The sequence below is a fragment of the Oceanibium sediminis genome (assembly GCF_003265325.1).
Classification (GTDB): Bacteria; Pseudomonadota; Alphaproteobacteria; order Rhodobacterales; family Rhodobacteraceae; genus Halovulum; species Halovulum sediminis.
Genome location: NZ_QGNX01000007.1, coordinates 90,072 through 114,106, shown reverse-complemented (window position 1 = coordinate 114,106; position 24,035 = coordinate 90,072). Strand labels below are relative to the sequence as shown.

20 protein-coding genes and 2 pseudogenes are annotated in these 24,035 nt (G+C 61.5%); 17 read left to right on the top strand and 5 right to left on the bottom strand.

The features are described 5' to 3' along the window. The first annotated feature begins 2 nt into the window (after window positions 1-2). The 5 genes and pseudogenes from DJ029_RS21795 to DJ029_RS22165 form a co-directional block, all read left to right on the top strand. Window positions 3-902, top strand: a complete 900-nt coding sequence (locus tag DJ029_RS21795) for a hypothetical protein (protein WP_157966421.1) — start codon at window positions 3-5, stop codon at window positions 900-902. A 34-nt stretch (window positions 903-936) separates the two neighbouring features. Further along, window positions 937-1,743 carry a transglutaminase-like domain-containing protein gene (locus DJ029_RS17145; protein ID WP_112323760.1) on the top strand — a complete coding sequence of 269 codons (807 nt, stop codon included), beginning with the start codon at window positions 937-939 and terminating at the stop codon, window positions 1,741-1,743. Between the two features lie 348 nt (window positions 1,744-2,091). Beyond that, window positions 2,092-2,838 carry a hypothetical protein gene (locus DJ029_RS22170; protein ID WP_232823119.1) on the top strand — a complete coding sequence of 249 codons (747 nt, stop codon included), beginning with the start codon at window positions 2,092-2,094 and terminating at the stop codon, window positions 2,836-2,838. Continuing rightward, a complete protein-coding gene (locus DJ029_RS17135; protein WP_232823118.1) occupies window positions 2,790-3,812 on the top strand; it encodes a transglutaminase family protein in 1,023 nt (340 codons plus the stop codon). Before DJ029_RS22170 ends, DJ029_RS17135 begins: the two co-directional genes overlap by 49 nt. Before the next feature lie 213 nt (window positions 3,813-4,025). Continuing rightward, window positions 4,026-4,358 (top strand): annotated as a pseudogene (locus DJ029_RS22165) (protein NO VEIN domain-containing protein); the annotation flags it as partial. 3 nt (window positions 4,359-4,361) lie between these two features. Here the strand turns inward: DJ029_RS22165 and DJ029_RS17125 are convergent. Next, complete coding sequence (locus tag DJ029_RS17125; RefSeq protein WP_232823124.1) at window positions 4,362-4,544, bottom strand: hypothetical protein; 183 nt, start codon at window positions 4,542-4,544, stop codon at window positions 4,362-4,364. Between DJ029_RS17125 and DJ029_RS17120 the strand changes: the two are divergent. After that, window positions 4,521-4,695 (top strand): annotated as a pseudogene (locus DJ029_RS17120) (protein NO VEIN domain-containing protein); the annotation flags it as partial. The gene DJ029_RS17125 and the pseudogene DJ029_RS17120 sit on opposite strands and share 24 nt — an antisense overlap. A 339-nt stretch (window positions 4,696-5,034) precedes the next feature. Here DJ029_RS17120 and DJ029_RS17115 read toward each other — a convergent pair. Beyond that, window positions 5,035-6,330: a SulP family inorganic anion transporter gene (locus DJ029_RS17115; RefSeq protein WP_112323721.1), complete on the bottom strand. Its 1,296-nt coding sequence runs from the start codon at window positions 6,328-6,330 to the stop codon at window positions 5,035-5,037. Between the two features lie 96 nt (window positions 6,331-6,426). Further along, window positions 6,427-6,822: a hypothetical protein gene (locus DJ029_RS21790; protein ID WP_157966420.1), complete on the bottom strand. Its 396-nt coding sequence runs from the start codon at window positions 6,820-6,822 to the stop codon at window positions 6,427-6,429. A gap of 286 nt (window positions 6,823-7,108) precedes the next feature. Between DJ029_RS21790 and DJ029_RS17105 the strand changes: the two genes are divergently transcribed. Further along, on the top strand, window positions 7,109-8,686 hold the full coding sequence (locus tag DJ029_RS17105; protein WP_112323719.1) for a tetratricopeptide repeat protein: 1,578 nt from the start codon (window positions 7,109-7,111) through the stop codon (window positions 8,684-8,686). A gap of 663 nt (window positions 8,687-9,349) precedes the next feature. Here DJ029_RS17105 and DJ029_RS17100 read toward each other — a convergent pair. Both DJ029_RS17100 and DJ029_RS17095 read right to left on the bottom strand, forming a co-directional pair. Beyond that, window positions 9,350-9,538: a hypothetical protein gene (locus DJ029_RS17100; protein WP_157966419.1), complete on the bottom strand. Its 189-nt coding sequence runs from the start codon at window positions 9,536-9,538 to the stop codon at window positions 9,350-9,352. A gap of 283 nt (window positions 9,539-9,821) precedes the next feature. Next, window positions 9,822-10,640 (bottom strand): SDR family NAD(P)-dependent oxidoreductase, encoded by an 819-nt coding sequence (locus DJ029_RS17095; RefSeq protein WP_112323717.1) that lies wholly within the window; start codon window positions 10,638-10,640, stop codon window positions 9,822-9,824. Window positions 10,641-10,700: 60 nt separating this feature from the next. Here DJ029_RS17095 and DJ029_RS21785 point away from each other — a divergent pair, with 60 nt between their 5' ends. The 10 genes from DJ029_RS21785 to DJ029_RS17040 all read left to right on the top strand — a co-directional run bounded on the left by DJ029_RS21785 (window position 10,701) and on the right by DJ029_RS17040 (window position 23,904). Further along, complete coding sequence (locus tag DJ029_RS21785) at window positions 10,701-11,486, top strand: GntR family transcriptional regulator (RefSeq protein ID WP_198671180.1); 786 nt, start codon at window positions 10,701-10,703, stop codon at window positions 11,484-11,486. Window positions 11,487-11,532: 46 nt separating this feature from the next. Then, complete coding sequence (locus tag DJ029_RS17080; protein WP_112323716.1) at window positions 11,533-12,489, top strand: TAXI family TRAP transporter solute-binding subunit; 957 nt, start codon at window positions 11,533-11,535, stop codon at window positions 12,487-12,489. A 91-nt stretch (window positions 12,490-12,580) separates the two neighbouring features. Beyond that, on the top strand, window positions 12,581-14,500 hold the full coding sequence (locus DJ029_RS17075) for a TRAP transporter permease (RefSeq protein ID WP_112323715.1): 1,920 nt from the start codon (window positions 12,581-12,583) through the stop codon (window positions 14,498-14,500). Further along, window positions 14,497-15,291, top strand: coding sequence for an alpha/beta fold hydrolase (locus tag DJ029_RS17070; RefSeq protein WP_112323714.1), 795 nt, complete (start codon window positions 14,497-14,499; stop codon window positions 15,289-15,291). The genes DJ029_RS17075 and DJ029_RS17070 overlap by 4 nt, the downstream gene beginning before the upstream one ends. A 117-nt stretch (window positions 15,292-15,408) precedes the next feature. After that, window positions 15,409-17,070, top strand: coding sequence for an AMP-binding protein (locus tag DJ029_RS17065; RefSeq protein ID WP_112323713.1), 1,662 nt, complete (start codon window positions 15,409-15,411; stop codon window positions 17,068-17,070). A 588-nt stretch (window positions 17,071-17,658) separates the two neighbouring features. Next, window positions 17,659-18,201 (top strand): hypothetical protein, encoded by a 543-nt coding sequence (locus DJ029_RS17060; RefSeq protein WP_112323712.1) that lies wholly within the window; start codon window positions 17,659-17,661, stop codon window positions 18,199-18,201. A gap of 181 nt (window positions 18,202-18,382) precedes the next feature. Continuing rightward, window positions 18,383-18,595, top strand: coding sequence for a hypothetical protein (locus DJ029_RS17055; RefSeq protein WP_157966416.1), 213 nt, complete (start codon window positions 18,383-18,385; stop codon window positions 18,593-18,595). Beyond that, the gene (locus DJ029_RS17050; protein WP_112323710.1) at window positions 18,580-18,894 is read left to right on the top strand and encodes a hypothetical protein; all 315 of its coding nucleotides are present in this window, start codon (window positions 18,580-18,582) and stop codon (window positions 18,892-18,894) included. The genes DJ029_RS17055 and DJ029_RS17050 overlap by 16 nt, the downstream gene beginning before the upstream one ends. Window positions 18,895-18,996: 102 nt before the next feature. Beyond that, the gene (locus DJ029_RS17045) at window positions 18,997-19,971 is read left to right on the top strand and encodes a hypothetical protein (RefSeq protein ID WP_112323709.1); all 975 of its coding nucleotides are present in this window, start codon (window positions 18,997-18,999) and stop codon (window positions 19,969-19,971) included. A gap of 198 nt (window positions 19,972-20,169) precedes the next feature. After that, entirely contained in the window at window positions 20,170-23,904 is a 3,735-nt protein-coding gene (locus tag DJ029_RS17040) for an Ig-like domain-containing domain (protein ID WP_157966415.1), read from the top strand. The last annotated feature ends 131 nt before the right edge of the window (window positions 23,905-24,035 follow it).

Here is a 24,035-nt window from a genome sequence, read left to right as displayed (position 1 = left end):
CGATGAACACTAACGCCAACTCACATCCGGCGGAACCGGCCGTAATACACGCGGAAAATCTGCTGGCGCCGACGTCGGAGGCTACCAATCCTGAAAGACGTGTAGGCGGCAACAAACCGACGAAGCAACCGCTGAAGCGGCTGATCTCGAAGCTGGCGTTCGTCGCCGGTTTGGTCGCGTCCCTGGCCTTCCCTGTCTTTGCGCAGGATGGCAGCGGCCCGATACCTCAGAATGCTCAGGCGCGCAGCTATGGTAGCGGATGGATCTGCGATCTTGGTTATCGGCTGGAAGGCGAAGAATGCCTGGCGTTCGCAATCCCTGACAATGCTTATCCCACCGGGCGCTCCTTTGGGCCGGGCTGGGCGTGCGGTCGTGGGTATGAGCAGGTGAGCGGGACGTCCTGCAATCCCATTCCGGTGCCCGCCAACTCCTTCCTTCGATCTTCAGGCTACGATTGGCAATGTAAACGCGGCTTCCGGCAGGAGCGCGAGGCGTGCGTACCCATCGTTCTTCCCGAGCATGCCTATCTGACACAAGATACCTCGGGGACGGGTTGGGAATGCAATCGCGGTTATTCCTCGAATGCGGGGGCCTGCCTCCCGATCTTCGTGCCGCAGAACGGCTACCGGACGAACGCAAGCTACGGCGCCGCGTGGGCCTGCGAGAGAGGCTTCGTCAAGATCGGCGACCGGTGTGACGCTATTACCCTGCCTGAAAACGCCTTTCTTGATCAGACATCCAATGGACCGGGCTGGAGCTGTGAGCGTGGGTTTGAGCCGCTGAGCGGCGCCTGTATCGTCATTGATCTGCCTAAAAACGCCCATTTCGAGCAATCTGGCAACCGCTGGAGCTGCGATCGGGGATTCCGGCTATCCGAAGGGGTGTGTATCCTTGGAAGATAATAGCAACAGTGCCATGCGCGACCGAGTCTCCGGCATGCGTGTCAGCATAGGGTGTCGTCTGCAATACAGCCTGCCTCAGCCGACACCGATGATCGCGCTGCTAAACGTTCACTACTCACGTTTTAGCGATCTGGAGCGTGCCGATTTTCTCGTGACGTCGCCGAGCGTACCACTCGAAAGCTACCGGGATGGCTTCGGCAACTGGTGTACGCGCCTTTTGGCGCCGGCAGGCGACTTCTGCCTGTCGACGGATGGCATCTTCCGCGACACGGGCCAACCTGATCCCAGCTATCCGGACGCTCATCAGCACACGGTTCAGGATCTGCCATTCGAGACGCTCGTGTTTCTGCAGGGCAGCAGGTATTGCGATACCGACCTACTGTCGGAGGAGGCATGGCGCCTTTTTGAGACCACTGAACCCGGATGGTCTCGCGTTCAGGCGATCTGTGATTTCGTGGAAGGGCATGTCCGCTTCGACTATATGCAGGCGAAGGCGACACGCACCGCATCGCAGACCCTGTCCGAGCGCCAGGGTGTCTGCCGCGACTTTGCCCATCTCGCCATCGCCTTGTGTCGCTGCATGAACATTCCGGCACGCTACTGCACCGGATATCTGAGCGACATCGGTGAACCTCTCCCTCATCCGCCCGGGGATTTTGCCGCGTGGATGGAGGTGTTCCTTGCCGGTGAATGGCACATGTTCGACCCACGGAACAACAAGCCGAAGTATGCGAGAATCCTGATCGCGCGCGGCCGCGATGCCGCCGATGTCCCTCTGACTCAGACGTTCGGCCAGAGCACCTTGACGGAATTCAAGGTCTGGACTGATGAATTGGCCTGACTGACCTTGGCATCCTTTTCGACGCGCCATCGCAAATCGGGGCGCCAGTCCCCATATATGTAGTGCGGATGCCAAGCACCCCGGTGCGACATGGACTAGGAGTTGGTGCCGGCGATTCAAAAGATCGATGACATGTCCTTCAAGGACCTGACCACTGGGGCTGCTGCCGCACTGATGCCAAAGCGCGCGGAGACGGCGAAGAACCCAGTCAGGGAGGACAAGCCCAAGCCCGCCGGCGAGGAATCGCCAGTGAAGTCAAAGACATCTTGAGCTTTACACAGGCTGCGCGCCCCGTCCTCAAAGGGGGGGCGCGGTCCACCCGCAGGAACAAGGGAGAGGATCACGCCGATGGAAAATCTGACGAGCAAGACCGTCGCGGTTTTCGCCGGACCGTTCACCGTTTCAAGCTTTGCCGAGACGCTCCCAGCAGGGGAGTACGAGATCGAAACGGAGTTGGTGTCCCCCCCGGATCAACAGGATCCCGCAGCCTGGAAAGCCTCCGTTCTGGTGAAGCTTCATTCCCGGATCTCGCATCCCGGACTTGCGCGGACTCTGACCGTTTCGCTTGCCGACTTGGACCACGCACGCGCCAAGGACAAGCTGACGGGCAAGGCGTTGTCCGACTTCTTTCTCGAGGAAATGCTGGCAGATCCGATGGTGCGTCTCGTGATGAAGGCTGACGGAGTCTCCGAGGCGCATTTGCGACATCTCTATTCCGAGCGTGGGACGCCTGATCCCGATCTGAATGTGCCGGCGTTGGCGACGACCCCCCAAAGGACGCGGGACGATGCGTCAATCCGGGCCGCCGAAAACGAAGGAATGCCTTCAAGATCGGAAACACTGTCGCGATCGCGCAGCCGCCACTTAGCTAGCGGGACAGATTTGATGACGGACCAGGCCATGGCCAAAGGTGCAATGCCAAACATTGTGACCGTAAGGGCCCGGCGCGACGTTCCGCAGGAACGCCATTGCCTGCGGTGCGAAACCTTGTTCTGGAGCGAAGGTTTCGGAGAGCGGATCTGTCGGCGCTGCAAGGGGTTGAACGCGTGGCGAAACGCCGTGCCCGTCAACCCCGGTTCATCTCGCCGCCGCTGATCCGCATCGACGTGCGTGCCGTCTTCCTCGAACCACACTGGACGCCCATTTTGACCTGCCTCGACATCGTTCACACCACAACCTACCGGTACCGTCAGGCGGTCTCTCTAGGACCGCACAAGTTGATGCTACGTCCCCGCGAAACGCGGGAATTGCGTCTGTTCTCCCACGAGATGTCCATTACACCGACGGCGACCTTAACCTGGGCGCATGATGTGGCCGGCAACGCGATCGCCACCGCCGTCTTTGACGGTCCGACAGATCATCTGGTGATCGAAAGCCGCGCCAGCGTGGAACTGACCGCGCCAGCCTGGCCGGTCTTTGCCATCGCTGCCTCGGCCGCCCAGTACCCCTTTGTCTACGCCGCCGACGAATGGACGGACCTGGGTGCCTTGACGGTACCGCAATACGGCGACGTCGAAGGCCGCCTTGCCAGATGGATCGAGGGCTTTGTCATGGCGCGCCCGACCGACACGCTTTCTCTGCTGAAGGACATCAGCAATGGCGTGTTCACGCAGATTTCCTACCAAAGCCGCGACGACGAAGGCACCCAGTCGCCAATCGAGACACTCGACCGGGGATGGGGCTCGTGCCGCGATTTCGCTGTCCTGCTTGCAGAGGCAGCCCGCCGTCTTGGCCTGGGGGCCCGCATCGTCTCCGGCTATCTGTCCGATCCCGAAACAGGCCTCGTCGGGTCGGCGGGTTCAGGAACTACACATGCCTGGGTCGAAATATTTATCCCCGGTGCTGGTTGGATTGCCTTCGATCCAACAAACCGGAGCGTCGGGTCCGGAAACTTGATACCGCTCGCTGTGGCCCGGAACATTGCGCAGGTCACGCCGGTAGCAGGCACGTTCATCGGAACGAACGTCGATCTGCTATCGATGGAGGTCCTAGTAAGAATGGAGAGTACTTCGGCTCAAAAGAACTCGCTCCTGGCCCAAAGAGGCGGGGCCGACATCGCGCTCGTCTGATGGCGTTTCGGTGTGGGGCTGGCTCGCGGCGTCTGGTTTAAATTACGCAATATCAAAGCTATAAGGGCCGCAGAAGGTTTGGCGTTTGGCCTATTCCCTCCGCCGCATTCAGATGCCAATCCGTCCAGGGGCCTCGATTGGGGCCTTTTTTTCTTTTTGTTTCAAGGGGCATTGGCAGGGCCATCCGCCCTTCGGAAACCGGGCGCTTGACGCAGAAGGGGTCTACGCTCGGCAGGATGGGACGATCTGGCCCGTAAGGCGCGCTGGGTGTCGGAGGAGAATGGCGATGGGGCGGGCTTACTACATCGCAAGTTTCGCCCCGGACGGTCTGCCCCGGCTGATCGAGGTCAAGAAGACGAACGGATGGGAGCGCACGCTCTTACTCATCACCCGCAACGAACTGGCCGGGCCGAGGAGCGCCGGTCGGAATGACGCCTGTTTCGGCTCTGGAATTTTTCACGCGAGCCGAAGGCGTTCGAGCTGCACCCGCCGCTTGATACCCACGTTTCACTGACCGCGACCGCGTTTCGGGCGAGCATTGACTGAGCCTCAGTCGATCACCCGCTCCGGCTGTCCGTGCCACGGCAAGGCCGCGACATAGGTCGGTTTCAACGGGGTCACGGCGGGCACCTCGCGCTTGTTGACCAAGCGCTTGATGACCCCCGGCGCGAGATAGGTGAGCCGCAGCTGTCGGCTGACATGGCGTTTGGCAAGGAACGCGTCCTGACTCACGAGCTTGCAGCCCTGAAATTAGCGGGCCGCGATGATCTGGCGCAAGGTGCGATGGGTATCGGAGGAAGACGGCGATGGTGCGCGCTACGACATCGGCTGCTTCGCTCCGGACAGCTGTCCGCGCCTGATCGAGGTGAAGACGACGAATGGCTAGGAGCGCATGCCTCGCCTTGATGACACCGGACCCGTCGCTTTCGGTCACCAATATCGCCTTGAATTGCGGATTCACGCATATGGGCCGCTTCGCGAAGGTTTAGAGCGACATCTATGGCGAGACACCCTCGCAGATCCTGCGAAAGCGATGACACTGGCCGGGCCGGTCGCGGGGCAAGACAGGCAAATCGGGCGCTGAACATGGAGAGCATGAAGGCCATGGCAAGGAAAGGCGTTATGGCGCGCTCTTGGCGCGGCATGGCCGATAGCCACATTGGCCTAGCTCCAAGCTGGCTCGCATCGGTCTGGCGGCACCTTCCAAGCGCACTTCGTTGGTCTAAAGGTCGCTCTTGGTCACAAGCCGGCTCCCGAATATGAACCGGCCACACATCGCGGCGCACAGGCCCAGTGCCAGCGCTTCGAGGATGCCAATGGACGCTGCCGTCACCAGAATGCCAACGACGATCGCGAACTCCCACAGCGTGTGGCGTTTCCATTCGAGCCAGAGCCAGGAGTACAGCAGATCAAGGCCAAGATAGGCGACAATAGCGGCGAAAAGGCCCTTCGGCAGCACCGCCAACACGTCGGTTCCGAACAGCGCAAGGGAAACACAGATCACCGATGCGCTGATGGCCGCCGCCAGTCCCTTCAGGCCCAGCCGCCAGCCGAGGATGGTCGTGCTGATCGCCGGATACCCGACCAGGCCGCCGGAAATCGAAGATACGGCGTTCAGAACCCCTATTGCCTTGAGGTCGTTGTCGAGATCTACGGACTTGCGTGTAACGTGATGCAGGCCGTGCAGATTCAGCAACCCGCCAAGGATCACCATGCCGGCGACGCTGACGATCATCGGGCTTTCCTGCAGCACAAGCGGCCAGGCAATGTACTCCAACAGGGACGCGTCATATCCCCTCAACAGCCCCTCCCTCGGGAAGGGGCCGAGGAGCAGACCTGCGTTTCGCATATCACTCAACTGCGCCGGCGAGATTGCAAGGACAACATAAAAACCGGCCAGCGTCGTGATGACCGCCACCGGCAACGCGTAGCGGGACCGCACGGTTCTGGAAAGCACCACGTACAGTACCCCGATGGCGATCCAGGGCAGCCAGATGTGCAGTTCCGACGCAGACCAGATTCCGGGGATGTCGCGCAAAGAAATCTTTCGATTCAGCAGCATGCTGATCGCACCAGTTAGCAACAGGTATCCGGTCGCGGCCAGAAATCCGCCCATGACCGATATGGGGAAGTATTCGAACACCCTGCTCAGCCGACAGTAGCCCAGCACCGTTGCGGCGATGGCGGCGCAGAGCCCGGTCAATGCAACCAGCGCCGCGGTCGTGATGAACAGGGCCTCGGGCCCCAAGGTTTGTGCATGTGCGGTAATGTTGACCGCCGATGCGGCGAGCATTACGGCGGTCACGTCCTGCGGGTGGGACACCGTACCGGACACCGAAAACAGCAACCCGCCGCCTGCCGCCATGATCGAAGCGCCGATCAACGTCAGCCCTATGCCGCGGTCGAGAAAGGCGCCCAAATCCCCATTATAGATTATCGCGGCAAAAGAGATCGAGTATATGGCTGCTGTCGTCCCTACCAATACGCAGCCAATAATGAAGTTCAGAGCGTTAAGCATTTTTGGCCTGACATAAATCTTGCAACGCGAGTACCGCTCATTTGGGGAATTGATCAGATGAGGGCGACGCCGATGCGGGCCGGTGGTTTCGGCGTGTCACGTGCCTGGCCTCTTTTCATTGACCAGATACTCGTCGAGTTCCGCGTAAAGCTTGTGGAGCAGGCGCAACAGATCCAGCTTCGCCCGCCGGCTGCCTGCCTTTTCGATGCTGCCAAGAAGCAGCAGGGCGTCTGAGCACAGTTCCTGGAAATCCGAATCCTCGGCCCAGGAGCCGATCAAACCGGTCAACTCTCGCCTGCGGTCCAGCAACGCCGTAACGGATGACGCTTTTTCGTTCACAGGACCTCCGACAACGATGATTTCCGGGGTGAACTTTATCCCGGGCAGCCGATGCCGGTTACGTTGCGGGCCGTGTGATACGGTAGCCGATTCAAGAAAGGTCGAATGAAAACAGGGGATTGAATTTCTGCCCTGGTCCTTGGCGGACGCCATGGGCTGGTGCGCTCCGCAGCGGCTTCAGGCGGGCCAAAGTCCTTGCGTCCGGAAATACGACGTAGGGAAGTTGAAGCTTTCCCCGGCCGAGGTTCGGCCAGAATTCTTTTCTCAATCGAGCCCTCCGGACATGCTATGATGATCACCTGTTCTGAGTGACATCGCTGAATTCACTATGGGGAGGAGGCGCGTATTGATCGAAGCTAGTAAAGAAAATGTCCGCCGGGCCTTGGCTTCGATCCATGCAAGCGACGCGTTCGCTCGCTCAGACCGTCTCAAGGAATTGTTGTCCCACATCGTCGCCAGGACACTTGGTGGTGATTTAGACAAGCTGCTCGGCAAGAACCTGGCCGAGGATGTTTTCGGAATAGACCTTCTGGCGAAAGACGACCTGTCCGCCGTCCGGGTGGAACTCGGGCGTTTGCGGCGGCGGCTGAACCAATACTATGCCTCGGAAGGAAAGTCGGACCCGGTCGTCATCAGCATTCCGAAAGGCGCCTATGTCGCGCAATTCACGCGCCGTGAAGTGCCCGATGGAGAGGCGCATACCCTCCGCGCCGGGATTTCGAAAGTGTTTCACCTTGGCTGGGTGCAGGTTGCGGCAACGGCCGCCTTGGTCGTGCTGGTCGGCGGCACGGTCCTGAGATCGGGTACGGAGTCACCTGCGCTGCCCCGGGTGGTGATCGCCGCGTTCGAAAGCCAGAGTCCCGAGAATGAGCCGCTCGCCTTCGGATTGACGGCGGACCTCGTGAACCGCCTTGCCAAGTTCCAGAACGTCGTGGCCGTGTCCCGCGAAGATGCCGTGACCCGGGACGGGCAGCGGACAGGCCCGGACCTGAAGGCGCCCGCGTCGGGGGCCGATTACCGCCTTTCCGGCTATGTCCTGAACGGAAAGGCCGGACCGAGGCTGGACATCGAGTTGATTTCCTACCCGTCGGGCGCGGTGGTCTGGGTCGACGAATTCGGCCCGCCGGACGATGAGCAGGACCTCTACTCGGCCCAGTTGGATATCGCCGACAAGATCGCCCGGGTGTTGGCCGGACGGCGCGGAAAGATCTCGCGTCTCGAACTATCGGCCACAGAAACCGGCGCAAGCCGGGCGGCATATCGGTGTGTTCTTCGCTACCACAATTACCAGGCCGCCCGATCGGCGGGGGCGCATCGGGAAATCCGGCATTGCATGGAACGCGCCGCGCGCACCACGCCCGGCTACGCCGAAGTCTGGAGCAGCCTGGCGCAGATCTACCTTGATGAATTGAAGAGCGATTTCAATCGGCGGCCCGAGGAATACGACCCGCTGGAGCGCGCCCATGCTGCTGCCCTCAGAGGCGTGGAAGTGGCGCCGGAAAGCTCGACGAGCTATAGCGTGCTCGCCGCTGTCGAGTATTTCCGCCGGGACCTTGACGCCTTCGAAGCGGCCGGGCGCAAGGCAATCGCGATCAACCCCAATGACGCTGACGTGATTTCATACTTCGCCCACTACCTGTCGCTTTCGGGAAAGTGGGAAGAGGGGCAGGCGCTTCAGAAACGCGCAATGGCCATGTCGCCCGGGCATCCGCCGGTCTGGCATTCTTCCTCGGTCCTGGATGCGCTGCGCCGGAAGGACTATCAGACCGCGCTGATCGAGGCGGAGTTGAGCTTTGATCCCGGTTACTATCTTTCGGTTCTCTACGTTGTGGCGGCGAATGCGCATGCGGGAAACCGGGATGCCACGCTGAGCGCGCTGGCAAAGCTCGAAGAATTGCGGCCGAACTTCCGGGCCCAGGTGACGCAGGATCTTTCAAAGAGGTTCTACCCTGTAGAGGTGATCGATGAATTGGTTAAGGGGCTCGAGATCTCCTACAACTTCAGATCCGAGCCGTGATTGATATCACGTGAGATCTGAGGCTCCTGCAGGGTGCAGAGGATTTCTCCGTTCGGACCTTCGTCCGTCATTCGCCTTATGAAGCTTTCGAAGTATCCGCCCTACCCAGGGCGGGCCTGGTCCGATGGATGCGGTCTTTCGGCACAGCACCTGCCACCCCATGAATCCGACACACGCGCCAGCCGCGCGCCGCTGCGGCGTAATTTGGCCGTGGCGGGGCACCTCGCGGCATCTCCTATCCCTTGAGCGAGGCTCACGGGGCTGTTGTCATTTCTGGCCTTCATCCCTGGCTGCAAAAAAAGCGGCCACGCCATGACAGGCGCGGCCACCTTCAGAAATGTGCTTGGTCCCTTACTCGCCTTCCAAACCCTTTGGGTCGGCTTGGTCGGGAGTTCCGGCGTGCGCACCGTTATCCTTCGTGGTCGGATTGGAGCTGACTGCGGCGTGCCCACCGTTCGCAGGGTAGTTTCCAGCCCCATCTCTATCCTGAAAATTCTCCATGACACCCTTGGTGCCGTGAGCCATTCCCACTGTAGGTACCGTAATCAGAAATGCGGCGGCGAGAAGGCCGCCAATTGTAGCTTTCATCTTACTACTCCCAAAAAAACCGGAGAAACTTCCGGGCGGCATTTATAATAACAAAATTTCAGGGCTCTGGATATGTTAGTTGTCACTCGAAAGCGCGGTCACAAGCCCAATCCTTGGCGCGTCAACGACGAGAGTGTCTGCGTCGGCCACCGCCGCGACCACCCGGGTCGAAAGCCCTGAGTAGCCGCTTTTCAGCAGCACCGGCCGCGCAGCTTGGAGCAGTTCGGTCTTGGGGGCCGGCTTGGGGCTGGAATGTGCCGTCATCGTCTGCCTGCTCCACGCTTCCGGGCCGCGGGGCATGAGCGCTGCCATGCGACACTGGGATTGAAATTCGTTCGAACGAATTATTTCAATTTTTAATGAACGCGGTCCGGTCAGTAGGCGCCAGTTCCCCCGCTCGGGACCAAACGACGTTTTGGAAGAGGGATCTTCTCGAAGGGCAGGGCCATCGGCAATCAGGACTTTTTCCGAAGCCCTGCGCACTGTCGGCAAAGGTCGGATTGGCCTCTCGGACGCGTTCAGAAGGCTCGTCCTGAAGTGCTGCCCGTCAGATGTAGGGCGATCTTTGGGGGCGCAGGGTAAGCTCCGTCACGCAGCTTGTGGTTGGCAGCTCGATCGCGGCTGAAATCATGCTCGAAATGTCCTCAAGCTGGATCATTCTTGAGCGGTCCTTGTTGTCATCGGAGACTGCCGGTGTATTGACAAAGCCCGGATGAACCAGTGTGACCCTCACGCCATCTTCGCGCACGTCCTCGAAGAGGGCCTTCGCGAAACCGGCCTGCGCATGCCGCAAGGCGCAATGAATGGCATGGTTCTTCCAGCCCAGCCAGGACGTCGGGCCGCAGATGTAGACGAATGCGCCTTCCGTCTGTCGGATCGTGGGCAGGGTATGTGCGGTAAGCCGGATCGTCGCCCTTAGGACCTGGTCAATGGATGAATCCCAGTCGGCAAAACGATCCGTCGAGACGGGGCCGTAGGTGAACTTGGCAGCGCAATGGACCAGCGCATCCAGGCGTTCGCGCTTCATTGCCCAATCGGCGAGGGCCGCGACCGCGCTCATGTCCCCCATCTCAGCGGCGAACCATTCCCCGGTTCCACCTGCGGCCTGAACGAGTTCAAGTGTTTCCCGAAGTGCATCCTCGCGGCGCCCGTGGGCGAGAATATGCCAGCCTTTCGAAGCAAGCTGGATGGCCACCCCGCGGCCTATACCGCTTGAGGCCCCGGTTATCAGAGCTGTCTTGACCATCCGCGTTTCCCGATGCTTCGGCATAAAGTATACCACAGAACTTTGTCGTTTTTCAGAGGATGTCTGATTGAAAGGCTCCAGCGCCAGCTGTGCGGCACAGTTTCCCGGCGCCCGCAGCATCTCCTCGAGCGTTCAGTTCAATGGGTTGACCTGTGGAGAATTATTCCTAAAGTCATACAAATGAGACAACTTGATCAAGATCGTGCTCTTACTACCAGACGCGGATCCGCGCCGCTCTTCCTGACGGTACACAACCTATTGAAGGCGCGACTCGATGCTGGCGAATGGAAAGTCGGTGACCGTTTTCCCACAATTCAGGTGCTGGGAGCAGAGTTCGGTGTTTCGAGAATCACAATCCGAACTGCGCTCGAGAAGCTTGAGAGGTCAGGTTACATCCGCCGTGAACGGGGGAGCGGAACCACGGTCACGCGGGTGCCGACACAACCACAATGGCTGCTGATCCCCAATGATTGGGAAAGTCTTGTCAGGCATATAGAAGGGCTGGAAACACGGACCGAGGACATAGCCTTCGTTCCGGCCTCTGCCCCACTGGGCGCCGAGGATATGGCGGCGGCCGACTACTGGCAGGCCAAGCGCGCCAACCATCTTCCCGACGGTCGATGCTACAGCATCACGCATCTCTGGCTTGATCGGAGGCTCTACGATCGCGATCCGAAACGATTCCGCACCTCGCCAGTGTTGCCAGCGTTGCTGCATCTCTTCCCGGATCGCGTCGGGGCCGCGAGACAGCGCCTAACGATAACCACGGCGGACATCGATTCCGCAACATGGCTCGACCTTGATGCAGGTGCCCCGGTAGCGCGCATTCACCGTATCGTCCGGGATAACGACGGTGTCGTTCTTTACGCTGCCGATGCGCTCTACCCCGCCGATCAGATGGCGATTGAGACCGACCTGCTGAACGCGCGCCCCTCTGCCGAGGTATCGCAACGACCGCTGAAATAGAGGGCGATCAGCCCCGATAAAGAAAACCAACAAGGAGCAATACGAAATGAGATCCACCTTTTTCGCCGGAATTGCCGCCCTGGCCGCCCTGGCCCTGCCGGCCAGTGCACAGGTTTTCAGCATTGGCACCAATCCGTCCGGGTCTTCGGCCTATGCAGGTGGTTCGGCAATCGCGAAGGTGGTCTCTGACAATTCGGATTTGCCGGTTCGTGTTGCCCCGCAAGGCGGCCCGGTGGTTACTGTTCCGTTGCTGAACGCAGGTGAGCTCGAGTTCTCGATGGCGCTGAGCGTTGTCGTCAAGTTGGCGCAAACCGGCGAGCAGATGTTTCAGAATGCCGGGCCGCAAGAGAATGTGCGCGTGGTCGCGGCGCTAATGCCCTCTCCGATCGGGTTCATGACGCGCCGCGAAGACGGAATTGCATCCCTCGACGACCTCAAGGGGAAGCGTGTCGGATGGGGCTATCCCAAGCAGAAGATCGTCCAGGTGCTGGGCGACGCCTATCTCGCCGCTGCCGGTATTACCGAGGACATGGTCGAGCCGGTTGCGGAACCCAATGCCATGAGCGGTATTCAGGACCTTGTGTCCGGCCGCATCGACGCAACCGTCATGACCGTGCTCTCCGGGGGGGCGCAACAGGCCCACACCCAGACCGGTGGCTTGCGGTGGCTGCCCCTTCCGCAGGATCCGGCGGCGCGCGAGGCAGCGCTTCGTGCAGCCCCCGGAACAGTCGTCATGGAACTTGCCGCAGGGCAGGCTTCGGGCGTCGACGAGGCGATCGAGCTGCTCTCTACACCGCTGGTGCTTCTGACCAACAAGGATGTTCCCGACGAGGTAGTGTACGAGATCGCCCGCATTCTCCATAGCCACAAGGACGCTCTCGTGAAGTCCTACGGCGCACTTGCCGCATTCGATCCCGCCGAGATCGCGGTGGATTTCGGCGTGCCCTATCATCCGGGTGCCGAGGCTTACTACCGCGAGGCCGGTGTCTGGCAGGGCGACTGAAACCGCCACAGAGCGCGCGCAGGGCATTGTCAACGTGAGTTGGCAATGCCCACGCCCGCATGCCGCGGCAACCTTCAGGGAGAAAGAAGTAATGCCGGAAAACCGGACGTTTCGTGGCAAGTTTTTCGGTTCTGTCGCGGCGGTGTCATCTGCACTGGTCCCCTTGAGCGCACTCCTGTGGACGCTGAACCTGTACCGGCCGCTGGGATTGAACCCGTATCCGGAACAATATCTCGCCGTCGTGCTGGGCATCAGTCTCGTTGCCGTGTTCGCCGGTGACAGCGACCGCTCACGTGCGCGGTTCTTTATCGACCTGTTGCTCACAGGTATCTCGCTTGTGACCACGGCCTACGTGGCTGTTGAGTACCCCCGCCTGATCGACCAGCTTTTCGACCGGCGGCTCGATGCGCTGGTGCCCGCGGCGATCCTTATCTTCGTTGTGCTCGAGGCGCTCCGCCGCACGGCAGGCTGGATGCTGACAGGCGTCGCCATCTTCTTCATTGGCTTTGGCTTGTTCGGTCATTTCGTCCCAGGCTCCCTTCAGGGGCGTAAAGTCGATCTTGACCGGATGACTATCTTTCTCGGCCTCGATTCAAACGCGATGCTTGGCCTGCCCCTTCAGGTCGTGTCCTCTGTCGTCGTTCCGTTTCTGCTGTTCGGTACATTGCTCGGCCTCAGCGGCGGCGCGGGATTCTTCACTGACCTCGCGATGGCGCTCATGGGAAGGTTTCGCGGCGGGTCGGCAAAGATCGCGATCCTGGCTTCCAGCCTTTTCGGATCGATTTCGGGCAGCGCAGTGTCGAATGTTGTGTCCACCGGGGTGATGACCATCCCCTTGATGCGGCGCGCCGGCTTCTCTGCCCGGAGCGCCGGAGCCATTGAGGCTGTTGCGTCGACCGGCGGCCAGCTGATGCCGCCGATCATGGGCGCGGCCGCGTTCCTGATGGCCGAGATTGTACAAAGGCCGTACGCAGACATCCTGTGGGCAGCATTGCTTCCCTCGCTCATCTACTACGCGGCGATCTTCATCCAGGCCGATCTGAAGGCCGCGAAACAGGACCTGGAGCCCGTCGCAGTAGAGGATATTCCGCCCCTGGCCGAGACGTTGCGGGCAGGTTGGTACTTTCCGATTCCCTTCGCAGTCCTGCTCTGGCTCATGTTCGCCATGAACGAGGCGCCGCAACGCGCGGCACTGGTGGCAACCGCCGCGCTCTTCGTGCTCTGGACGGTGTTCGGCTATCGCGGAAAGCGACCGTCACCCAGCGCGCTCTGGTCCATCTTTCGTGACACCGGCAGGGATCTGTTGCCGCTTATCATGGTTTCGGCCGCGGCCGGTATCATCATTGGCGTCCTCAATATCTCGGCGTTGGGTTTCGCGCTTTCACTGGCGCTCGTGGACCTCGCGGCAGGTAACTTGCTTTTGCTGCTGGTTCTTGCCGCGATGCTCTGCATCGTGCTCGGCATGGGGTTGCCGACTGTCGGGGTCTACATCCTCCTGGCAACGCTGGTAGCTCCGGCACTTACCGAACTCGGCGTTCCGCTGATATCGGCGCATCTTTTCGTGCTCTATTTCGGCATGATGTCGATGATCACTCCGCCCGTCGCAATTGCGGCTTTCGCGGGTGCGGCCATCGCCAAGAGCAAGCCGGTCCCGACGGCCTTTGAGGCAATGAAGCTGAGTTGGGCAGCCTACCTAGTGCCGTTCCTGTTCGTATATTCACCAGAACTCCTGCTTGAAGGTCCGGCACACATTATCGTCCTGACAGCCGTCACGGCACTGGCGGGAGTCTGGTTGGTCTCAGCCGCGATCATGGGCTACGCCCGTGCGCCGCTCAGAACCGCTGGACGCCTGCTCTATGGGGCCGCTGGACTGGCACTTCTCATCCCGCATAGTGCGTTCGTACATGCCTGGCTCGTCAACCTGATCGGTGGTGCGGTGGTAATCTTCTGTCTCGTGGCAAGGGTGTTGTGGCCGGTTGCGAAAGGCAGCGCGAAGCAGGTGCGGACATGATTGCGCATACCGATGTTGGCGAAGGTCCAGCACTTGTCTTGGTGCATGGCCTGTTCGGCAGCAGTGTATATTGGCAGCCGGTGATCGATGCCTTTCGGAACCAGCGGCGCGTCGTGGTCCCGGATCTCGCAGGCTTCGGCAGAAGCGGAGCGCATACCGTCCCGGCCGACATCCCCTGTCAGGCAAAGCTTGTCCTGGACTTGCTGGATCAACTCGACATCGAGCGTTTCGACCTGGTCGGCTATTCGATGGGCGGCATGGTGGCGCAGCAAATCGCCTTGATGGGGCCCCGGCGGGTCGGGCGACTGATCAACTATGCCACCAAGCCGGTCGCGCAGGATACGGACCGTTTCGAACCCTTTACCGGCACGATCGCGCGCCTACAGGCCGAGCCCCTGATGGTCGTTGCAGAGGCGAATATCCGCAAATGGTTTGCCAAGCCCCCCGAGCCAGCGCAAATCGATTTGTGTCGTCACGCGGCGAACGGAGCAACGTCCGAGAGCGTCACGGCTGCGTTGCGCGCGGTCGAGGGCTGGGACATCCGCGCTGAGCTTGGCGATCTGAAGATGCCCGTTCTGGTCATCTCGGGCGATCGTGATCGGTCGATCTCCGTCTCGACATTGGTCACGCAGTTCACCGCAATCCCCGACGCGCGGCTGTGCATCCTGCCCGGGTGCGGTCACATCGCCCATCTCGAGCAGCCGGATCACTTCTTGCGCATCATTGGCGAGTTTCTCGCCGACGGCTGCGAGGGCGGCAACGACCAAGCGAGCGAGCAAAAGCGAGAATGAACGAAGCCAGAGATTTTCGAACTGAAACGGGGGGCAACGCAAATCCCCCGCACGATCGCGCCATGGGCGTTGAACGCAGAATACCATTGCCAAATTGCGTGAAGAAGAGGTGCCATAATGAACATCGGGATTGATTGCTCGGACCTGGGACCCAGTGCCCATGTTGATACCTTTACGCGTGACAACCTTCCGCCGGCAGAGCTCTGGCCAGAGATGCCTTTGGACGGGTTCGAGTATTCCGAACGGATGAATGTCGGCTATGAGTTGACGGATGGAATGGTCGAGAAAGGCTTCGGAGACCGCGTCGCGCTGATCGGCAATGGGCGAAAGCGCAGCTATCGGGAACTTGCGCAATGGACGAACCAGCTCGCACATGTATTGGTCGAGGACTTCGGGATCAAACCGGGAAACCGAATTCTGATCCGTTCATACAACACCCCCGCAATGGTGGCTTGCTGGCTGGCCGCGACTAAGGCAGGTGCCGTGGTCGTGAACACGATGCCCATGTTGCGCGCGGTGGAACTGCACCCGATCATTGACCACGCAGAGGTGGCGCTTTCACTTTGTGACTTCCGCTTGCTGGACGAACTGCTGACCTGCGCCGCAGATAGCGATCACCTGCAGCGAGTCGTCAGCTTCGACGGCACCAAGAACCTTATGGGTGAACTCGACGAACGAGCGAAGGCCAAGTCAACGACATTCGATGCCGTTCCGACAGGGCGCGATGATGTTGCATTGCTTGGCTTCACGTCCGGCACCACCGGGGCGCCCAAGGCCACGATGCACTTTCATCGCGATCTGCTAATCATCGCCGATGGTTATGCCAAGGACGTGCTGCAGGTTACGCCCGATGATATCTTTGTAGGCTCTCCGCCCCTTGCATTTACATTCGGCCTTGGCGGACTTGCAGTCTTTCCGCTGAGGTTCGGCGCGACGGCAACCTTGCTGGAAAATGCCGGACCGAAAGAAATCATTGGCATCATCGAAGAGTACAAAGCCACTATCTGTTTCACGGCCCCGACTGCATATCGCGCAATGCTGAGCGCACTGGATGTTGGCGCCGATCTATCCTCATTGCGCGTCGCCGTTTCCGCTGGCGAAACCCTGCCCGGACCGGTTTATCAGGAATGGTTGGAAAAGACCGGCACGCCCATCATCGACGGGATCGGTGCAACGGAAATGTTGCACATCTTCATTTCGAACCTTCTGGATGACCACGCGGCCGCGCGAACCGGCAAACCGCTCCGCGGGTATGTGGCGACTATCCAGGACAACGATGGACGCGAGGTCCCCCGAGGCGAGGTTGGCCGCCTTGCGGTCAAGGGCCCGACCGGTTGCCGCTATCTCAACGACGATCGGCAGAAGAACTACGTCCGTGACGGCTGGAACATCACCGGTGACAGCTTCATCCAGGATGACAATGGATACTTCCACTTCGTGGCCCGAAATGACGACATGATCTTGTCCTCGGGTTATAATATCGCCGGACCTGAGGTTGAAGCGGCCCTGCTCTCCCATGAAAACGTCGCTGAATGTGCCGTGATCGGCGCCCCGGACGAGGCCCGCGGTATGATCGTCGAGGCGCATGTGGTTCTGAAAGGTGGGCACAACGGTGACGCCGAAACGGCCAAGGCGTTGCAGGACTTCGTGAAGGCCACTATTGCGCCTTTCAAGTATCCCCGTTCTATCAAATTCTGCGAAAGCCTTCCCAAGACTGCCACCGGCAAGGTCCAGCGCTTCAAACTCAGGAGCGGATCCTGTCAGGGTACACCGGCTTGATCCGGGCAGGGGGGCGGGGCGTTTCGAGGTGCTGGAACCTGAGCCATTTCGCCATATTAAGCAGAGTCGTTAGACTATCGGCCCGGTGGCGATGCTTGGAGAATGGCAAGCCCTGACCGAACCGCGATTTACGTTGTGAGATCTGGCTTTCTGTGCCCCGTATTCGTCTTGAAACGGTCCGAACGATATCTGTTGAGGGGGGCGAGGAGGTCTTTCAGGCAATAAGTCTGGGCCTTTCAGCCGTAATAAATCGCGATTATGCGCCTGGCCGGCCGGTGCCAGTACATTCATAGGCCAAGTCGAAAAACTTTAAAAAGAATTTACTGGATGGCATGCAGGCGCGGACGCTCTCGGGCAATATTGCGGCTTTACTTCGGGCCTTCCAGCCGAGCGCCCGGTCTTCCTAAACGCTTGTCCAAGCCGGATGGACTGCCGCGCGGTGCTCACACTGGAAATAAACGTGGGAAGGGCAAGGGCCCCCGCGCCAAGTCCTCTATGATGCTGGTGCGCCTCTGGCTGTGAATTATGGGCGCACGTGCCATAAGCGCTATCAGCACCTTCCCCGCGAGCGCCCAGGGGTGGCCGATAATGCGCTTCGAGGTCAAAGCGGTCGAGCCGGCCCGAGGCCTGGATGTTCCGCTCGACTCCGGCGGTCGTTGGGGGTTGGAATGGTTCCTGCGCGACGTGGCTGAAATCGTGCAGGACAACAGCCCGTTTGACCCGGATTTGCCAAGCTTGTTCGATCCCGTCGCGCTCGGCCCCGAGGCGGCGCGCGATATCGAACGCGTGCTCAACGATTCCGCCCGACTGCTTGAGACCTGGGGGTTTTCCGCCCCTTTCCTGCGCCCGATCGTTGACACCCCCGATGGCGACCGCGCCTTTCGCGGGTACCTAGTACACAGCCTCGGCGACAAGGCGGGCGAGTTCGACAGTTGCTCCTCACGGGTGATCCTGCTTGATGCCAACGAGATGCTGGACATAAGCCAGCTTACCGACTGCGGCGCGCAAACTCTGGCGCATGAACGGTTCACTCGGTGCAGGAAGCGGCGCCCTTCTTCGTCTGTTCGCCCGCCGGTTCGATCGGGTCCTGGATCGCCGAGGGCACTGCGCAAGCGCTCGGTATGGGAATAGCCAGGCTGGTGTGGAAACCAGTGCTTTCGGAGTTTTACGAGGATCAATGGGGCGGGCGGCTCTACTCGACACCCCCTGACGCAAAGCTAGCAGAACCCGGCGGGGCCCACCGCTTACGGCATGTCGAGCTCTGGCAGGTCGGGTTCCGTTCCGCTTCGCGCATCCGGCCACGTGGGTGCACATGTCGCTTGAAACGGGGAACCGGTACCGCGGCATGATCTCGCCCCCGGAATACCCCGGTGGGGGGATCGACTACACGGTTCAATTGCTGCCGTCGAACAGGAGCGATGCGAAGATGGCGCAACTGCTGATACAGGCCTACGGCGCCTTCGCGACCATCCGCTTCGCGGGGCAGGATAATCCCGTTGGGGCGCGAAGGTGGGCGATACCCTGAACTCGCTTTTCCTGATCCCAACCGACGGCGGAGTGTTGAAAGTGGAGATCCTCTTCAAGGGAAACCGCCAGTGTGACGAGTCCCTGGTCGAGTGTGTCCGCAAGCTGTTTTATCGACAGTATCGCACCGCTCTGAGATGGGGCCGGTTGATGTCGTATCTCACCGGTTCCGGCGGTTGGGGCGAGGGCCAAGCGGTCTGGGGTGATCTGCCGCAAGTCCTCCTTCCAACTGCCGGCTCTCTCGGCCCGGACTTCGCGCGCGACGCCGCCGGGCGCTTTCCCCCGGGGCTTGAGCGGTAAGCAAACCCCTTCGCTGGGGCATATGCCCTATTCTCAATCGGCAGCACCCGCGAGATACCTTCCCCAGCCCGCCGGACCTGAGCGGGCGCGACAGGAGGGAGCATGTGGGATTTTAATGTTGGCCGGGCGTTGGGTCTGATGGCGCGGACCTTTCCTTTCGTCGTGATGCGGATGGCAGTGTATTTCGGAACTACGCTGGCCTACATCCTGGCGACCGGCACGGGGGCGGGCATCGGCTTTGGCATCGGGGCCCTGGGCGACCCCGGCTTTCGGGCGGGCGCGACCCTCTGGGGCGGGGGGCTCGGGCTCGCCCTGTTCGGGGGCGTCATGTACTGGGCCCGGGAATACATCCTCTACATCGTCAAGGCCGGGCACATCGCGGTGCTTGTCGAGCTGCTCGACGGCAAGCCGATCCCCGGGGGGCGTTCACAGATCGAGCATGGGAAATCCGTCGTCAGCGCCCGCTTTTCCGAGGCGAGCACCCTGTTCGCCATCGACCAGCTCATCAAGGGCGTGCTGGCGGCGATCACCGGACTGGTGCGCGGTATCCTGACGATCCTGCCGATCCCGGGCGCGCAGCAGATCAGCGGGATCCTGCGCGCCTTCCTTCGGGTCGCGGTCGGCTTCATTGACGAGGTCATCCTGGCCCATGCCATCAGGACCGGCGCGACCAACCCCTGGGCCTCGGCCAGGGAGGCGCTGGTGCTCTACGGGCAGAACTACAAGGTCATGCTGAAGAATGCCGCCTGGCTGGCGATCATCGTCTATGTCCTGAGCTTCGCCGTGTTCCTTCTTATGCTGGCCCCGGCGGCGCTGATCATGCACCTGATGCCGGGCGCATGGGCCGCGGGCGGGTTCGTCTTCGCACTGTTGTTCGCCTGGTCCTTCAAGGCGGCGCTCCTTGAGCCGTTTGCCGTCACCTGCCTGATGCAGGTCTATTTCAAGACGATCGAAGGCCAGCAGCCCGACCCCGAATGGGAGGCGCGGCTTGAGCAGACGTCGAAGAAATTCCGCGACATCAAGCAACGCGCCCGTGGCGGCGGGGCCGGGCGCGCAGCCGGGGCCGAAACCGCGTGATGGGACCAGGCGAGGGAACCGGGTCATGAGGATCTCCGCCGTCGTGTCGGAGGCCGCTTCCTCTACGCGCGTGTGCCGCGCGAATGACCTTCCCTCAAGGGCCGGCGGGCGGACTTGCCTGCCGGTCCGGGTTGCAATTGAACCGGCCCTGCTTCAGCGGGCGCATCGCTGCCGGGGGCGCCTGGCAAGGGGGAACCGATGAAAAGCCGAGCACAAACACCGTGGCTGAGAACTTGCGCACTGATCTGCGCACTGACCTTTTCGGGTGTCGCCCCCGCGCCGCAGGTGCTGGCGCAGGCGCAAACGAGCGATCTCAACGCCCCATACGAGGATGCCTATGACGTCCAGACCCGGGGCAAGCTGGTCGGCACATGGAGCGGAACGATCAGTGGAAGCTCGATCTCGCAGGGTGACGGGCAGATGTCCGGCCAGGCGGTCTTTGTCGAGCGTGGCTACAAGGGCCGCAATACCTTCGCCATCGCCCTTCACGATCATCGCCATCGCAAGGTGCTGGAGTATTCCGAGGTCCGCATCGGGAACATTCCCTGCGGCCCGGACGGCGGCGCCATACGCGCCGCACACCCGATCGAGCTGCAGGGAGGCGCGGTCGGGCCATATGCGACGACCGGATTCTACAACACCCTGGCCGACACGCGCCGCGATGATTTCTCCGTGTATCGGGACTACGGCGCGACGCTGGACAATCCGGCGAACCTGCGGACCAGGTGGACGGATGACACGTTCAGCCTGAAGCTGTCCGGCACGTTCATCGCGGGTGTCGCACCGACGCGGAACAATACCTTCGATTACGAGCGCCAGCGCGAGGGATGGGTCGACAAGCTCAACCTCGACGTAGAGTTCACGCTGGAGAACGGCCCCGAAACCCGCGCCGCGTTCAGTTCGACCCTGTGCGAAGAGCCGGAATTCTTCGAGGTGGTCAACACCGAACCCTTGACCGGGCGCGAGAATGTGATCCTGGAAGGCGCTGATTTCTTTGTCCAATTCAGCAGGGATGTGGATGAAGGCAGTCTCGATCCCTCTACCGTGACCATGACGACGCGCGATGCGAACAACGGGTTCGTCTTCGTCGACCTCGACCTCCGTCTCGAGGATCCCTCGGGCCTGCCGAATGAAAAGTCCCTGCGGATCGAACCGCGCGAACCTCTGCGCTCGGGCACGATCTACGAGATCTTCGTCACCGGGGGCGAGGACGGTGTGCGGGGTCGCGCGCGGGAGCTGCTGGAGGAGGATCATACCATCTCGATCTCGACTATGGTCGCCCCGGACGAGATGCGCTTCGGTGTCTACCAGGTGACCCGCAACGCGCCCCTCGTCCATGGCAAGCCCGCCGCCGCACGCATCCAGTACGATTGGGAAGCGCTGGAGGATATTCACCCCGATTGGCAGGTTCTGGACTACGCGCTTCTGGCCGAGGTTCGGGACGACCGGGATAAAACGGTGTTCCCCGAGCTTCAGCGCCGCCTGGAACGGACTGACCAGTTCAACGATGAAGACCGCCGGCTTGGCCTGCACACGTTGAACCTGTTCGAGTGGACCCCCTCCGGGCAGAATGCCCCCCGGAATGTCCAGGCCGAGGTCCGGCCCGAAAACCACTATCCCGATGACGTGGACATCGCCCCCGTGACGGTGGAGCTGACGCTGGACTACGCCAGCCAGCACGTCGACCAGGTCACCTTCGACTACTACATCGCCGAACATTCCGAATGGCAGGAAGGCGCCGATCCCCAGATCCTGGGGCAAATCCTGCAAGCCGCGCGCCAGGAGCAGGCGTTCGCCAACCAGATCCTGCCGGTGGCGCGGGTCAGGGGGCGCTACAAGGGAAGCTACAATCTGCAGGATACCATCTGCGGCCTGCCTGGGGCCGGATGGGCGCTGTGCGACGAAGACGGGTTTTCCCTGTGGAGCAACCTCGGGCAGGCGAACCCCGCCAAGCAGGCGGCGGTCTACAACAATTGGAATGCCCTGGTTCGCCTGTTTCACGAGCATGTCGCCGCACAGTCGAACGCGGATATCCTGGTGTCCTATCACCCCCCGAGCCTTGGCGGCGGCGGCATCACCCGCGGAGAGTTCGAGCAATCGGAATCCCTGCGGCGGCCCGGCGATGAACCCCATTGGTTCGGAGAGCCCGATGCCGGCCCCATGGACAGCCTGCATACCGACCGGACGGGCCAGAACATGATCATCATGAGTGCCTTTTCGCCCGCATTTGCGAAGAACCGCCCCGGTGTCTTGTACAGCCCGCTTGTCGCGCATGAATTCGGCCATGTTTACGGCCTGCCGCACACGCCATATGCCAACGATGCCCAGCACAGGCACGAGATCTGCCAAAAGCAGTTCCAGACTGTTGCGCCGGGCATCGACGGGATGCGCATTGCGCTTGATGGAGCGGATGGTTGGCAAAAGTCGAGCGACCTTGGCAACGCACAGACCAGCGCGCCGATGCTGAACCTGATGTTCCCGTGCCTGTATGAACCGCACCGGGACTACTGGATCGATGGAAATCAGTACAACTGGTTGATCGAGCGTATGCCGGCCATGCTGCGCTACAGCCGCGGGCGGCGGGCAGAGGCGCCGGTGTATTCGCGCGTTCAACTCGCGCAACTGTCGGACGCGTTCGACGACGACACCGTTCGGAACGATGGCACCCCGGCGTTGCCCGATGCCCGGTGGATCATGCTCTCAGGCGTTGTCGAGGGGGCCAACGCGATGCTGTTGCCGGCCATCGGCGTTCGCGGCCAGCGCGACCCGCTGGCCGGGGATGGTCCTTACGAGCTGCACGTCGAGGGGGCGGACGGTCATCTGCTGGCCAGCGCCTCCATCGGGCCGCGGCCGGCCGAAACCGGTCCCTGGCCATTCGCGGTGACGGTTCCGGTGTCGGGTGAGCCGGCGCGGATCGTCCTGCGCCGCGAGGCTCAGGTCATCGCGGAACGCCGCGCCGATCCGGCGCTCGGCGCGCCCGAGGTCACCTCTCACGCGCCCGGGGCGAACTATCGCGCGGGCGAAGCCCTGACCTGGGATCAAGGGCAAGCGGGCGGGCTGACCTACAGCCTGCGCTACACGGTAGACGGGCAGCACTGGTCAACGCTCGCGGTGCTGCTGAACGAGCCGCAGTTCACCCCCGACCCGGCGACCCTGATGGCGGGGCCCGCCACCGCTTTCGAAATCATCGCCCGTGACGGCGTGACCGAGCGTGTCACCCGGCTGCCCGTAACGCTCGACGTCCCGCTCGAACCCCTGGGGGTCTGGGCCGACGAGCAGACGGGCGGCGCCAGGGTGGCCTTCAACATTCCGGTCGAGGAAAGCACGCTCGGCGGCATCATGCTTGAAACCGGCGGCAGGGGGGCGCCGGTGAATGTCACGCTCGATCCATCCGGCATGACGCTGAACATTGCCCCGCAAGGCGGGGGCGAGGGCGGCGACTACACGCTCACGGTTCCGACAACGCTGCGCGCGGAAGACGGCAGATCGCTTGGGCAGCAGGTCTCCTTCACCTTCAGCCCGCCGCCTGCTTCGGCCCCCGGATCCGCTTCGGCCTCTGCGAATCCTGACGACCAAAGCGCCCCTGAACCCGTTGGGACAGGCGAAATCACGCTGCAACTGGGGGATGCCCTGACACTCCCCGCGCGCGTTCTGGGCTGTGAAGCGGAAGCGGATGGCCCCCCTCAGCGCCTGCTCATGGATTTCGAGACGACCCCGGGCGACTGGGTGAAGGTTTCCATGACTCGCGACGGCGACACCGCTTTGGCCGTGGAAATGACGCTCGGCAACGGAGTGGTGCTCAAGGGCCCGGCGACCATAGAGGACGGCTGGTCGCCCGGATCGGAAGGCCAGGCACTCACCGCGCACGGCCATGTCGGCGAGGCGGCCACCCTCATAGAGTACTCGTTCACGGGACAATGCCCCCCGATGTGAGAGGCGCGTACTCAAAGGGGGCGGTGCGGGTAGGGTCCTCTTTTGGGAGCGAGAGAGGGCCGGGTTCCTCCGCCGCTTGCCCCAGCCCACGACTCGATTGACATGAATTATGATTCATGTTTCATGTTTGG

Excerpts from the sequence above, each read along its gene's own strand:
- DJ029_RS17065 (WP_112323713.1), top strand. The coding sequence starts at position 15,409 with ATGAACATCGGGATTGATTGCTCGGACCTGGGACCCAGTGCCCATGTT.
- DJ029_RS21795 (WP_157966421.1), top strand. The coding sequence starts at position 3 with ATGAACACTAACGCCAACTCACATCCGGCGGAACCGGCCGTAATACAC.
- DJ029_RS17075 (WP_112323715.1), top strand. The coding sequence starts at position 12,581 with ATGCCGGAAAACCGGACGTTTCGTGGCAAGTTTTTCGGTTCTGTCGCG.
- DJ029_RS17080 (WP_112323716.1), top strand. The coding sequence starts at position 11,533 with ATGAGATCCACCTTTTTCGCCGGAATTGCCGCCCTGGCCGCCCTGGCC.
- DJ029_RS22170 (WP_232823119.1), top strand. The coding sequence starts at position 2,092 with ATGGAAAATCTGACGAGCAAGACCGTCGCGGTTTTCGCCGGACCGTTC.
- DJ029_RS17055 (WP_157966416.1), top strand. The coding sequence starts at position 18,383 with ATGTCGCTTGAAACGGGGAACCGGTACCGCGGCATGATCTCGCCCCCG.
- DJ029_RS21785 (WP_198671180.1), top strand. The coding sequence starts at position 10,701 with ATGAGACAACTTGATCAAGATCGTGCTCTTACTACCAGACGCGGATCC.
- DJ029_RS17060 (WP_112323712.1), top strand. The coding sequence starts at position 17,659 with ATGCGCTTCGAGGTCAAAGCGGTCGAGCCGGCCCGAGGCCTGGATGTT.
- DJ029_RS17100 (WP_157966419.1), bottom strand. The coding sequence starts at position 9,538 with ATGACGGCACATTCCAGCCCCAAGCCGGCCCCCAAGACCGAACTGCTC.
- DJ029_RS17115 (WP_112323721.1), bottom strand. The coding sequence starts at position 6,330 with ATGCTTAACGCTCTGAACTTCATTATTGGCTGCGTATTGGTAGGGACG.
- DJ029_RS21790 (WP_157966420.1), bottom strand. The coding sequence starts at position 6,822 with ATGGCGTCCGCCAAGGACCAGGGCAGAAATTCAATCCCCTGTTTTCAT.
- DJ029_RS17045 (WP_112323709.1), top strand. The coding sequence starts at position 18,997 with ATGTGGGATTTTAATGTTGGCCGGGCGTTGGGTCTGATGGCGCGGACC.
- DJ029_RS17040 (WP_157966415.1), top strand. The coding sequence starts at position 20,170 with ATGAAAAGCCGAGCACAAACACCGTGGCTGAGAACTTGCGCACTGATC.
- DJ029_RS17070 (WP_112323714.1), top strand. The coding sequence starts at position 14,497 with ATGATTGCGCATACCGATGTTGGCGAAGGTCCAGCACTTGTCTTGGTG.
- DJ029_RS17145 (WP_112323760.1), top strand. The coding sequence starts at position 937 with ATGCGTGTCAGCATAGGGTGTCGTCTGCAATACAGCCTGCCTCAGCCG.
- DJ029_RS17095 (WP_112323717.1), bottom strand. The coding sequence starts at position 10,640 with ATGCTGCGGGCGCCGGGAAACTGTGCCGCACAGCTGGCGCTGGAGCCT.